Source organism: Streptomyces cinereoruber, from assembly GCF_009299385.1.
GTDB classification, from domain to species: domain Bacteria; phylum Actinomycetota; class Actinomycetes; order Streptomycetales; family Streptomycetaceae; genus Streptomyces; species Streptomyces bikiniensis.
On record NZ_CP023693.1, the window covers coordinates 6,265,869 to 6,278,832 of the forward strand.

Sequence of the window (12,964 nt, forward strand, 5' to 3'; positions counted from 1 at the left end):
GCGGAGCCCGTTCTCAGCGCACGTGCCCCAGGAGGCCGTGCAGGGTGGCACCGGCCGGCTCCGCCCGCCCGGCGCCCGCGCGCGTGCCGCTCCTCTCCGAGGGCGTCGACCCGGTCGTGACGACGGGGTCGGGCTCCGGCTCGGGGAGCGCGGCGCAGACCGCGTCCGCCTCGGCGCCGTCCGCGCCGCGCGGGACCTCGCCCGTGGCCAGGTAGGCGGCCAGGTGCCCGTCGAGGCAGTCGTTCCCGGCCAGCGTCACGCCGTGGTTGCCGCCGCCCCCCTCCACGACCAGGCGGGAGCCGCGCAGCAGCCGGTGCAGCGCGACCGCCCCCTCGTACGGCGTCGCCGCGTCGTCCGTCGCCTGGAGGACCAGGACGGGCGGCAGCCGGTCGTTGGTGACGTCCGGCGGGGTCAGGGACTCCACCGGCCAGAACGCGCACGGAGCGTTGTACCAGGTGTTGTTCCAGCTGGAGAACGGCGCCTTGGCGTGCGTCTCCCACGCGTCCTTGCGCCAGACGTTCCAGTCGCGCGGCCAGCCCGCGTCCCGGCACTGCACGCTCGCGTAGACCGAGTAGCCGTTGTCGGCGGCCGCGTCGGCCTCCCCGTACCGCTCGTACGCCTCGACCAGCGGTCCGGAGTCCCCCTCGTTGACGTACGCGGAGAAGGCGCTCGCCAGCTTGGGCCAGTAGCCGTCGTAGTACCCGCCGGGCAGGAAGGTGTCCTCCAGCTCGCCCGGCCCGACCTTCCCGCCGGCCGGCTCCGCGCGCACCGCGTCGCGCATCCGGTACCAGGCGGCCTCGACCGCCGCCGGGTCGGTGCCGAGCCGGTACGTGGCGTCGTACCGCGCCACCCATGCCATGAAGTCCTTGTGCCGCGCGTCGAAGGCGAAGTTCTGTCCGAGGTTGTTCTCGTACCAGACCCCGTGCGGATCGACCACCGAGTCGAGCGCCATGCGCCGCACCCGGTCCGGGAAGAGCCGCGCGTACACGGCGCCCAGATAGGTGCCGTACGAATAACCGAGGTAGTTCAGCTTCGGCGCGCCGAGCGCGACCCGGATCGCGTCCAGGTCCTTGGCCGCGCTCACGGTGTCGATGTACGGCAGCACGTCGCCGTGCTTCTCGCCGCAGGCCTCCGCGAAGGCCCGCGCCCGGTCGGTCCCCGCCCGCTCGGCCCGCGAGCCGCGCGGCACCGAGTCGGGCCGCACCGACGCGAAGTGGCCGGGCCGGCAGTCGAGCGCGGGCTCGCTCTTCCCCACCCCGCGCGGGTCGAAGCCGATCACGTCGTACTGGGCGGCCACCTCCGGCGGCAGCGAGGCCGCCACGTACCCGGCCATGCCGCGCCCGCTGCCGCCGGGCCCGCCCGGGTTCACGAGCAGCGGCCCCTGGAAGGTCTCCGCGGTGTGCTGGACCCGGGTCAGGGCGAGCGTGATCTTCCGCCCGGCCGGGTCGTCGTGGTCCAGCGGCACCTCCAGGGAGGCGCACTGGAGCTTCGGGTACGCCTTGGTGGCGCAGTCGGTCCAGGCGAGCCGGGGGAGCGGGCGGGGGGCCGGTTCGGCGGCGTCCGCGGGGACCGCGGGCAGCGCGGTGACCGTCCCGGCCACCAGCGCTCCAGCGGCGATCAGCATTCCTGCGCGTGGGGTCATAGGGCCTTTGTGCCTCGAACGGGGCCCGGCGGGACCCGTTCCGCCCGGAGTTGACCCGAAAGGAGGGGAGCGGACGGCGTGTCAGACGGGTCGGTCCGATGATCCGCCCGGCCGCCGGGGTTTCGGAAGCCCCGCTCGGCTCAGAGGAAGGTGAGCTGCTCCGGGGCGGCCGCCGCGTCCGGCTCCTCCGGCACGACGGTCCGGCGCGTCCCGCCCCGCCCGGCGGGCCCGATGCCGAACTCGGCCGCGTACTCGTGCACCTGACGGGTGATCCGGCGCTGGTACCAGGTCGGCGCGTAGGCCCCGTCCGCGTACATCCGCTCGTACCGCCGCACCAGGCCCGGGTGGTGGCGCCCCAGCCACTCCGCGAACCACTCGCGGGCGCCCGGCCGCAGGTGCAGCACGAGCGGGGTGACCGAGCTGGCCCCGGCCTCGGCGACCGCGCGGACCGTCGCGCGCAGCTGCTCCGGCCGGTCGCTCAGGAAGGGCACCACGGGGGCCATCAGGACCCCGCAGTCGATGCCGTTCCGGACGAGCGCGCGGACGGTGTCGAGGCGGCTCTGCGGGGAGGGCGCGCCGGGCTCGACCGTGCGCCACAGCTCCCGGTCGGTGAAGCCGACGGAGACGGAGACGCCGACCTCGGTGACCCGGGCCGCCTGGGTGAGCAGCTCCAGGTCGCGCAGGATCAGGGTGCCCTTGGTGAGGATCGAGAAGGGGTTGGCGCGGTCCCGCAGGGCGGTGAGGATGCCCGGCATCAGGCCGTACCGCCCCTCGGCCCGCTGGTAGCAGTCGACGTTGGTGCCCATGGCGATGTGGGCGCCCTGCCAGCGGGCGGAGGCGAGCTGGCGGGCGAGCAGTTCGGGGGCGTTGACCTTGACGACGATCTGGGAGTCGAAGCCGAGGCCGGTGTCGAGGTCGAGGTAGGCGTGGGACCGGCGGGCGAAGCAGTACACGCACGCGTGGGTGCAGCCGCGGTAGGGGTTGACCGTCCATTCGAACGGCATCCGGGAGGCGCCGGGGACCCGGTTCAGGATCGACCGGGCCCGCACCTCGTGGAAGGTGACGCCCCGGAACTCGGGGGTGTCGAAGGTCCGCGTGGTGACCGCGTCCGCGCCGAACAGGGCGAGGTCGGCGGGGATCGAGGGATTCACGGGGTTTTCGCCCAGGTTGTCCCAGCGCATGGACGCCTCCTCGATCGCTCGGGTCCGGCCGTTCGCTCAGAATAGAACACTTGTTCCCTTGATCGCCGCAACCCGGATTTCGCGCGCCGGGACGTCCGTGGTTCGCTTGGCCCGCACCCCCCGAGGAACCACGAGCTGGAGGAAGTCAATGGCGCAGGTCGAGGCCACGACGGAACGGATCATCGCCGCGGACGCCGAGACGGTGTTCGACGCCCTCGCCGACTACAGCGGCACGCGCGCGAAGGTGCTCCCCGAGCACTTCAGCGAGTACGAGGTGCGCGAGGGCGGCGACGGCGAGGGCACCCTCGTCCACTGGAAGCTCCAGGCCACCAGCAAGCGCGTCCGTGACTGCCTCCTGGAGGTGAGCGAGCCCACCGACGGGCAGCTCGTCGAGAAGGACCGCAACTCCTCCATGGTCACCACCTGGACCGTCACCCCCGCCGGCGAGGGCAAGTCCCGCGCCGTGGTCACCACCGTCTGGAACGGCGCCGGCGGCATCGGCGGCTTCTTCGAGAAGACCTTCGCGCCCAAGGGGCTCGCCCGGATCTACGACCTCGTCCTCGCCCGGCTCGCGGCCGAGGTCGAGGCCGGGGTCGAGAAGTAGGGCCCGGGGCCCGAGAAGCAACGCCCGGAGCGTTCACCGATTCGAGTGGATCGCCCGCGCCTCCCGTGACCGCGCCCGCGCGCGCCGGGGGCGCGGGCCCTCTCGTAAACGCGCTGATGAGCGCCCCAAGTGCGCCGTTTCGTGGGGCCGTTCACCGCCCCGGGCCCCATCGGGCTCCCGCACCGCCCGACTTGCTCCCCCTTCGCGCCCAATGCGAAGAATGGCCCGGCGCAGACGCCGTGACGAGGGGAGCAGACACGTGGGTGCGGTCACCGTGGTGAAGAACGCCGAGGACGCCGCGGGCGCCGACGGTGCCGGGGGTGTCGACGGTGCCGGGGGTGTCGACGGTGCCGGGGGTGTCGACGGCGCCGGAGGTACGGAGTCGGCCGCCCCGCCCGCCGGGCCCGCGTCGGCCCCCGGCCCCGGACCGGACGCCCTCGACCCCCGCCGCGTCCGGCTCGTCTTCTTCGGCCTCATGCTCGCCCTGCTCCTCGCCGCCCTGGAGCAGATGATCGTCGCCACCGCCCTGCCGAAGATCGTCGGCGAACTCCAGGGCCTGGACCGGATGTCCTGGGCGATCACCGCCTACCTGCTGACCTCCACCATCGGCCTGCCGATCTACGGCAAGCTCGGCGACCTCCTCGGCCGCAAGGGCGTCTTCCTCTTCGCCATCGTCGTCTTCGTCATCGGCTCCGGCCTCGCCGGCTGGTCCCGGACGATGGACCAGCTCATCGCCTTCCGCGCGATCCAGGGCATCGGCGCCGGCGGCCTCATGATCGGCGTCCAGGCGATCATCGCCGACATCGTCCCGCCCCGGGAACGCGGCCGGTACATGGGCATGATCGGCGCCGCCTTCGGCCTCGCCTCCGTCGCCGGACCGCTGCTCGGCGGCTTCTTCACCGACCACGTCTCCTGGCGCTGGTGCTTCTACTTCAACGTGCCCTTCGGGCTCGTCACCCTCGCCGTCGTCGCCACCGTCCTCAAGCTCCCCAAGCCCGTCGCACGCGCGCGCTTCGACGTCCTCGGCGCCCTGCTCCTCGCCGCCGCCTCCACCTGCCTGGTCCTGCTCACCAGCTGGGGCGGCACCGAGTACGCCTGGGACTCCCGGGTGATCCTCGCCCTCGCCTGCGGCGCCGCCGGAACCACCCTGCTCTTCCTGGTCGTCGAGCACTTCGCGCCCGAACCCCTCATCCCGCTCCGGCTCTTCCGCGACTCCGTCTTCACCGTCACCGCCCTCGTCGGCGCCGTCGTCGGCATCGCGCTCTTCGGCGCCGCCAGCTACCTGCCCAGCTTCCTCCAGATGGTCGAGGGCGCCACCGCCACCGAGTCCGGCCTCCTCATGCTGCCCCTCATGGGCGGCATCGTCGTCGCCTCCGTCGTCTCGGGCCGGCTCATCAGCCGCACCGGCCGCTACAAGGCCTATCCGGTGGCCGGCGGCGCCCTCTCCGTCCTCGGCATGTGGCTGCTCTCCCACATGGACGCCGACACCCCGCGCCTCCACCACAGCCTCTGGCAGGCCGTCCTCGGCACCGGCATCGGCCTGGTCATGCCGGTGCTCGTGCTCGCCGTGCAGAACTCCGTGCGCCCCGCCGACCTCGGCACCGCCACCAGCGCCCACAACTACTTCCGCCAGATCGGCGGCAGCGTCGGCGCCGCGATCTTCGGCACCCTCTTCGCCTCCCGGCTCGACGACGCCCTCGGCGACCGGCTCGCCGGCGTCCTGCCCCAGGGCGGCCCCGCCGCGCTCCCGCCGGCCGAGTCGATCACCCCGCAGACGGTGCGCGCCCTGCCGCCCGCCCTGCGCGACGCGTACGTCCAGGCGTACGCGGACGCGATGCCGCGCATCTTCCTCTACCTCGTGCCGGTCCTCGTGCTCGGCCTCGTCCTCGCCTTCTTCCTCAAGGAGAAACCGCTGGTGTCCCACCCCACCCCCACCACCGAGGCCACCGACCCCGGCACCCGGGCGGTCCCGCACGCCCGGCACGCCGCCCCCGAGCCCGCTCCGGCCGCCGCCCCGCCGCACTCGGGGCTCCCGGTCTGCGGCACCGTCCAGCACCACGACGGCAGCCGCGTCCCCCGGGCCGCCCTCACCCTCATCGACGTCCAGGGGCGCCAGATCGGGCGCGGAGCCAGCGGCGAGGACGGCCGGTACGCGCTGAGCGTGCCCGGCGGCGGCGCCTACGTCCTGATCGCGGCGGCCGGCGGGCACCAGCCGCAGGCCGTCTCCGTCACCGTCGGCGACCGCCCGGTGGAGCTCGACGTCGTCCTCGGCGGCGCCGGGCGGCTCGCGGGCAGCGTCGTCACCGCCGACGGCACGCCCGTGCGGGACGCGGCCGTCACCCTCACCGACGTGCGCGGCGAAGTCGTCGCCTCCACCCGCAGCGGACGCGAGGGCGGGTACGTCATCACCGAACTGGTCGCGGGCGAGTACACGCTCGCCGCCAGCGCCCCCGCCTTCCGGCCCGCCGCGCTCCCGGTGAGCGTCCAGGCCTCCCGCGAGACCCGTCAGGACATCGAGCTGGCCGGCGGCGCCGTACTGCGCGGGACGGTCAGGGCGGGCGGCGGGCGCCCGGTGGAGGACGCCCGGGTCACCCTGCTCGACGCGGCCGGGAACGTGGTCGACACCCTCACCACCGGGCCCGACGGCACCTTCCGCTTCATCGACCTGTCCTCCGGCGAGTACACGGTCATCGCCGCCGGGTACCCGCCCGTCGCCACCGTCCTCCAGGTGGCCGGCGGGGGCCGCACCGAGCGCGACCTCCAGCTCGGCCACCAGGACTGAGACAGGCCCCCGCGGGTCTTTCAGGAGGCGGTCGACGCCCTGCGCAGCGCGCTGATGCAGGAGCCGATCGCCTCCTGGAGGGCTTCGAGGCGCTGGAGCATGTCGTCCTCGAAGACCTCCTCCTCCAGGACCTCGTCCAGCGTCAGCTCCTCGAAGACCTTCGTCGCCTTCTGCAGGCTGCTGTAGAACTTCGTCCGCCGCTCCTGGACCCGCAGCGCCGGGTCCTCCTCGACCGCCTTCGCGACCAGGCCCTTGACGGCGTCGTACGCCTCGCCGGCCCACTCGCCGGCCTCCTCCGAGTCGTCCAGCTCGTCGAGGAGCGACAGGTGCCGCTCGGCCTCGGCCCGCACCTCGGGCGGCGCCTCCACGGTCTGCCCGGCGGGCGTCTTGATCTGCCCCTTCTCCACGATCTGCCGCACGTACCCGATGCGGTCGGCCGCCTTGGACTCGCTCGCCACCGCCTTCTTCAGGTCGTCGGTGCGCACGAACGCGCGGGCCATCTCCGTCTGGAGGGCCGGGTCCTCCTTCATCCGGTCGAGCAGCGCGCCGCGCGCCGCCTCCGCCGTCCCGGGGTCGGCGAGGATCGCCGCCCGCAGCGCCGTCGGGTTCTCCGCCACCTCCAGGGCCTTCGTCGGCCGGATGCCCTCGGCCTCGGCCGCCGCGCTGATCGCCTGCCCGCGCACCGAGACCGCGCTGTTGCGGGAGGAGTAGTACGAGATCCAGACGTCGGCGTCGGGCAGTTCGACGTCCTCGCCGGGGACCAGGGCCTCGAACTGCGGGACCAGGCCGTCGTCGGCCGCCATGTCCCAGGCCTTGTAGTGGCGCATGACCCGCTCGGGCGAGCACCCCGCGAGCTCCGCGAACGCCTTCGCCGAGACCTTCCGGCGGGCGTCGCCCTCGGCGGCCTGGCCGCCGGGCCGCACGCTCCGCGCCACCTTGAGCGCGAAGGCCCAGCCGCCGGTACGGGCGTAGACGCCGAAGTCGCGGGCGTCACGGACGACGACGGGGTCCACCTCTTCGGGGTCCCTGTCCTCCTCCGGATCCTCCTCCCGGTCCTCGGTGTCCTCTTCGGCCCGGGGCTCCGGCGCCGAGGGCTCCCAGAACTCGGGCTCCTCCGCCATGACGGGCCCGGCGGGCTCCTCGGCGGGCCCGTGAGCCTCCTCGGCAGGTCCGGGGACGACGGACTCGGGGACGGCGGGTCCGGCCTCGGCGGGCGGGGTGTCGGACGGGGTGAAGGCGATGGTCACCGGGGCTCTCCGAGGGTCGGGTACGAGAACTGCGGCCGACAGCCTATACACACCCCTTGGTGAAGTTTCACCCGTTTCAGCGGTCCGGTGCGCGGGAGGCGACCGGAACCCGCCGGGTCGTCCCGGCTGCCGCCCGGTTCGTGCCATTGGTCCACTCCAACGGTGGTTTTCCACAGGGGTGGTACGGGTGCCGGGCGGCGCGTACGGTGCCAGGCATGAAGATCCTCATCAGCGCCGACATGGAGGGCGCGACCGGCGTGACCTGGCCCGCCGACGTGCTGCCCGGCACGCCCCAGTGGGAGCGGTGCCGCGCGATGTTCACGTCCGACGTGAACGCGGCGGTGCTCGGCTTCTTCGACGGCGGCGCCGACGAGGTCCTGATCAACGAGGCGCACTGGACCATGCGGAACCTGCTCCTGGAGGGACTGGACGAGCGGGCCGAGATGCTCACCGGCCGGCACAAGTCCCTCTCCATGGTCGAGGGCGTGCAGCACGGCGACGTCGACGGCATCGCCTTCGTCGGCTACCACACGGGCGCGGGCGCCGAGGGCGTCCTCGCCCACACCTACCTCGCCAACTCCATCACCGGCGTCCGGCTGAACGGCGAGCGGGCGAGCGAGGGCCTGCTCAACGCCCATGTGGTCGCGGAGTACGGCGTCCCCGTCGTCCTCGTCACCGGCGACGACCTGACCTGCGAGGACGCCCTCGGGTACGCCCCCGAGGCCCCCAAGGTCGCCGTCAAGGACCACGTCTCGCGGTACGCGGCGGTGTGCCGGCCCCCGGCCAGGACCGCCGCCGACATCCGGGCCGCGGCCAAGGCCGGCGCCGCGCTCGCCGTGCGGTACGAACCGGTCCGGGGCGGCCCCTTCACCGTGGAGGTCGAGTTCGACGCCGAGCACCTGGGCGCCGCCGCCACGGTGGTTCCCGGCGTGGCGCGCAGCGGGGAGCGGCGCGTCGCGTACACGAGCGGGACCATGTACGAGGCAATCCGTACGTTCAAGGCGGTCACGACCATCGTCTCCGCCGCGGTGGAGGAGCAGTATGGCTGAGGAGGTCCGGGAACCGGACGCGACGGCGCTCGACGAGGTGGTCACCTTCACCTCCGAGCTCATCCGCATCGACACCACCAACCGGGGCGGCGGCGACTGCCGCGAGCGCCCCGCCGCCGAGTACGTCGCCGAGCGGCTCGCCGCCGCCGGGATCGAGCCCACCCTCCTGGAGCGGACCACCGGCCGCACCAACGTCGTGGCGCGCATCCCCGGCACCGACCCCGCGGCCCCCGCGCTCCTCGTCCACGGACACCTGGACGTGGTGCCCGCCGACCCCGCCGAGTGGAGCGTCCACCCCTTCTCCGGCGAGGTCCGCGACGGCCTCGTGTGGGGGCGCGGCGCCGTCGACATGAAGAACATGGACGCGATGGTCCTGGCCGTCGTCCGCTCCTGGGCCCGCCGGGGCGTCCGGCCGCGCCGGGACGTCGTCCTCGCCTACACCGCCGACGAGGAGGACAGCGCCGCCGACGGCTCCGGCTTCCTCGCCGACCGGCACGCGGGACTCTTCGAGGGCTGTACGGAGGGCATCAGCGAGTCCGGGGCGTTCAGCTTCCACCCGGAGCCCGGCACCACCCTCTACCCGATCGCGGCGGGGGAGCGGGGCACCGCCTGGCTCAAGCTCACCGCCCACGGCCGCGCCGGCCACGGCTCCAAGGTGAACACGGCCAACGCCGTCACCCGCCTCGCCGCCGCCGTCGCCCGGATCGGCGCCCACGCCTGGCCGGTCCGGCTCACCACCACCGTCCGCGCCGCCCTCACCGAACTGGCCGCGCTGTACGGGATCGAGATCGACACCCGCGCCCCCGACTTCGACGCGGACCTCCTCCTCGACAAGCTCGGCCCCGCCGCCGCCCTCGTCGCGCCCACCGTCCGCAACAGCGCCAACCCGACGATGCTCGACGCCGGGTACAAGGTCAACGTCATCCCGGGCGCCGCCGTCGCGTACGTGGACGGGCGGATGCTGCCGGGCGGTGAGGAGGAGTTCACCGAGACGATGGACCGGCTCACCGGGCCGGACGTGGAGTGGGAGTTCCACCACCGCGAGGTGCCCCTGGAGGCCCCCGTCGACTCCCCGACCTTCGCCAGGCTGCGGGCCGCCGTCGAGCGCTTCGACCCGGACGGGCACGTCGTGCCGTTCACCATGTCCGGCGGCACCGACGCCAAGCAGTTCTCCCGGCTCGGCATCACCGGCTACGGCTTCTCGCCGCTGAAACTGCCCCCGGGCCTCGACTACGCCGCGCTCTTCCACGGCGTCGACGAGCGGGTCCCCGTGGACGCCCTCCACTTCGGCGTCCGGGTGCTCGACCACTATCTGAAATCCGCGTAGGACACGCGGGACGCACGAGGAAACACCGGACCCGAGGGGGGAACGGACCTGTGACAGGGGGAGCGGAGACCATGGAGACGGCCGCCCACGGCAGCTGGCCCTCGCCCGTCGGCGCGGCGCTCGCCGCCGCGCACGACGGACGGCCCGAGTATCCCGGCACCGTCGGCGACGAGCTGTGGTGGACCGCGCCGCGGCCCGCCGAGGGCGGCCGCCGGGCCCTGGTGCGGCGGCGCGCCGACGGCACGGAGGAGACCGCGCTGCCCGCCCCGTGGAACGTCCGCAGCCGGGTCGTCGAGTACGGCGGACGGCCCTGGGCGGCGGCCGACCGGCCGGAGGGCGGACCGCTCGTGGTGTTCTGCCACTTCCCCGACCAGAGGCTGTACGCCTACGAGCCCGACGCGGGCCCCGGCGCGGAGCCCCGGCCGCTCACCCCCGTCTCCCCGGTCGGCGGCGGACTGCGCTGGGTCGATCCGGTGGTCCACCCGGACCGGGGCGAGGTGTGGTGCGTCCTGGAGGAGTCCACCGGGCCCGCGCCGACCGACGTGCGCCGGGTCCCCGCCGCCGTGCCGCTCGACGGCTCGGCCGCCGGGGACCGCACCGCCGTGCGCGAACTCACCGCCGAGCGGCACCGGTTCGTCACCGGCCCCCGGCTCTCCCCGGACGGCACCCGGGCGACCTGGATCGGCTGGGACCACCCCCGGATGCCGTGGGACGGCACCGAGGTCCTGCTCGCCGAGGTCGCCCCCGACGGCACCTTCCGGGACGCCAGGACCGTCGCCGGCGGACCGGCCGAGTCGATCCCCCAGGCCGACTGGGACGCGGCCGGGCGGCTGCTCCTCGTCAGCGACCGCACCGGCTGGTGGAACCTCTACCGGGCCTCGGTCGGCGACGACGGCACCCTGTCCGAACCGGTCGCGCTCTGCCCCCGCCCCGAGGAGTTCGGCGGCCCGCTCTGGAAGATCGGACACGGCTGGTTCGCGCCCCTGGAGAACGGGCTCGTCGCCGTCGTCCACGGCGTCGGCACCACCTCCCTGGGCGTCCTCGACCCCGAGCGCGGCGACCTCGTCGACGCCGCCGGCCCCTGGACCGAGTGGGCCCCGGCCCTCGCCGTCCACGGCACCCGGGTGACCGGTGTCGCCGCCGGACCGTACAGCTCCTACGAGCTCGTGGAGCTCGACACCCGCACCGGCCGTGCCCGCGTGGTCGGCGCCGCGCACACCGACGCCGTCGACCCCGCGTACTACCCCGAGCCCCGCCTCCGCACCTTCCCCGGGCCCGGCGGCCGGGAGGTCCACGCCCAGGTGTACCCGCCCCGCCACCCCGCCTTCACCGGCCCCGCCGGGGAGCTGCCCCCGTACGTGATCCGGGTCCACGGCGGACCCACCGGGCACGCCCCGCTCGTCCTCGACCTGGAGATCGCCTACTTCACCTCGCGGGGCATCGGCGTCGCCGAGGTGAACTACGGCGGCTCCACCGGCTACGGCCGGGAGTACCGGGAGCGGCTGCGCGAGCAGTGGGGCGTCGTGGACGTGGAGGACTGCGCGGCCGTCGCGACGGCGCTCGCCGCCGAGGGCACGGCCGACCCGGCGCGGCTCGCCGTGAGCGGCGGCAGCGCCGGCGGCTGGACGGCCGCCGCCTCCCTCACCGGCACCGACGTGTACGCCTGCGGCACCATCGTCTACCCGGTCCTCGACCCCCGGGGCTGGGCCACCGGCGAGACCCACGACTTTGAATCCCGGTACCTCGACGGCCTGATCGGCCCCTTCGACCGGGTCCCCGACCGGTACGAGGAGCGCTCGCCCGTCGAGCACGTCGACCGGATCACGGCCCCGTTCCTGCTGCTCCAGGGCCTCGACGACGTCATCTGCCCGCCCTCGCAGGCCGAGCGCCTGCTCGCCCGCGCGGCCGGCCGGGGCGTCCCGCACGCCTACCTCGCCTTCGAGGGCGAGGGCCACGGCTTCCGGGGGGCCGACGCCCTGACCCGCGCCCTGGAGGCGGAACTGTCGCTGTACGTCACGGTGTTCGGCCTCGACCGCACGGACGTGCCGGACCTGGGGTACCGCACGTGACCGGGCCCGGGGCACGGGAGCCGCGCACCCCGGCCGGCTCCCTGGAGCGGCCCGCCCGGCTGCGGCCCGGGGCGCGGGTCGCCGTCGTCGCCCCCAGCGGGCCCGTCCCCGAGGAGCGGCTGCGGGCGGGGCTCGACGTGCTGCGCGGCTGGGACCTGGAGCCGGTGGTCGCCCCGCACGTCCTGGACGTGCACCCCGCCCTCGGCCACCTCGCGGGGGCGGACCGGGCGCGGGCCCGGGACCTCACCGAGGCCTGGTGCGACCCGGCGGTCTCCGCCGTGATCTGCGCGCGCGGCGGCTACGGCGCCCAGCGCATGGTGGACCTCGTCGACTGGGCGGCGGTCCGGGCGGCCGGGCCCAAGGCCTTCGTCGGCTACAGCGACGCCACCGCCCTGCACGAGGCCTTCGCCGTCCGCGCGGGCTTCGCCACCCTGCACGGGCCGATGACCGCCGCGGGCACCTTCCTGTCGGACCCGCGCACGCAAGAGTCCCTGCGGGCCACCCTGTTCGAGCCCGAGTCGGTACGGACCCTGGGCCTGGAGACCGCGCGGGCCCTGGTGCCGGGCCGCGCCCGGGGCGTGACCCTCGGCGGCTGCGCCAGCCTCCTCGCCGCCGACCTCGGCACCCCGCACGCCCGGCCCTCGGCGCGCGGCGGGCTGCTGCTCCTGGAGGACGTGGGGGAGGAGGCGTACCGCCTCGACCGGATCCTCACCCAGCTCCTGCGCTCCGGCTGGCTCGACGGGGTCGCGGGCGTCGGGCTCGGCTCCTGGGCGGAGTGCGGGCCGTACGAGGAGGTGCGGGCGGTGCTCGCCGACCGGCTCGGCGGCCTCGGGGTGCCGGTCGTGGAGGAGTTGGGCTTCGGGCACGGCGCGACCGCGCTCACCGTGCCGTTCGGCATACCGGCGGTGCTCGACGCGGACGCGGGGACGCTCACCCTCGACGTACCGGCCCTGCGCTGAGGTCTTCCGCCAAGCCCCCTTCCCCGCGCGGGTGTTCGGCACGACGACGAAACGACCCCGCGATCTTCGTGGCTTCCGCCAGTACGGCCTCCCGGGCGGCCGGG

General features: G+C 74.8%; 9 protein-coding genes. 6 read left to right on the top strand and 3 right to left on the bottom strand.

Going from position 1 to position 12,964, the window contains the following annotated elements:
• Positions 1-13 precede the first annotated feature (13 nt).
• Positions 14-1,642, bottom strand: coding sequence for an alpha/beta hydrolase (locus tag CP977_RS28255; protein ID WP_109184387.1), 1,629 nt, complete (start codon positions 1,640-1,642; stop codon positions 14-16).
• Between the two features lie 140 nt (positions 1,643-1,782).
• Positions 1,783-2,823 carry an Rv2578c family radical SAM protein gene (locus CP977_RS28260; RefSeq protein ID WP_062751432.1) on the bottom strand — a complete coding sequence of 347 codons (1,041 nt, stop codon included), beginning with the start codon at positions 2,821-2,823 and terminating at the stop codon, positions 1,783-1,785.
• A 148-nt stretch (positions 2,824-2,971) separates the two neighbouring features.
• On the opposite strand from CP977_RS28260, the gene CP977_RS28265 reads away from it, so the two are divergent.
• Complete coding sequence (locus CP977_RS28265; protein ID WP_062751430.1) at positions 2,972-3,427, top strand: SRPBCC family protein; 456 nt, start codon at positions 2,972-2,974, stop codon at positions 3,425-3,427.
• A 259-nt stretch (positions 3,428-3,686) separates the two neighbouring features.
• On the top strand, positions 3,687-6,209 hold the full coding sequence (locus CP977_RS28270; protein ID WP_229991472.1) for an MFS transporter: 2,523 nt from the start codon (positions 3,687-3,689) through the stop codon (positions 6,207-6,209).
• A 20-nt stretch (positions 6,210-6,229) separates the two neighbouring features.
• Here the strand turns inward: CP977_RS28270 and CP977_RS28275 are convergent, their stop codons facing one another.
• Positions 6,230-7,456, bottom strand: a complete 1,227-nt coding sequence (locus CP977_RS28275; RefSeq protein ID WP_062751426.1) for a hypothetical protein — start codon at positions 7,454-7,456, stop codon at positions 6,230-6,232.
• Positions 7,457-7,671: 215 nt separating this feature from the next.
• Between CP977_RS28275 and CP977_RS28280 the strand changes: the two genes are divergently transcribed.
• The 4 genes from CP977_RS28280 (at position 7,672) to CP977_RS28295 (ending at position 12,860) form a co-directional block, all read left to right on the top strand.
• Complete coding sequence (locus tag CP977_RS28280; protein ID WP_062751423.1) at positions 7,672-8,505, top strand: M55 family metallopeptidase; 834 nt, start codon at positions 7,672-7,674, stop codon at positions 8,503-8,505.
• Complete coding sequence (locus CP977_RS28285; protein ID WP_152371025.1) at positions 8,498-9,832, top strand: M20/M25/M40 family metallo-hydrolase; 1,335 nt, start codon at positions 8,498-8,500, stop codon at positions 9,830-9,832. The genes CP977_RS28280 and CP977_RS28285 overlap by 8 nt, the downstream gene beginning before the upstream one ends.
• A 71-nt stretch (positions 9,833-9,903) precedes the next feature.
• Positions 9,904-11,901, top strand: a complete 1,998-nt coding sequence (locus CP977_RS28290; protein WP_152371026.1) for a S9 family peptidase — start codon at positions 9,904-9,906, stop codon at positions 11,899-11,901.
• Positions 11,898-12,860, top strand: a complete 963-nt coding sequence (locus CP977_RS28295) for a S66 peptidase family protein (RefSeq protein WP_109184391.1) — start codon at positions 11,898-11,900, stop codon at positions 12,858-12,860. The genes CP977_RS28290 and CP977_RS28295 overlap by 4 nt, the downstream gene beginning before the upstream one ends.
• Positions 12,861-12,964: the final 104 nt, after the last annotated feature.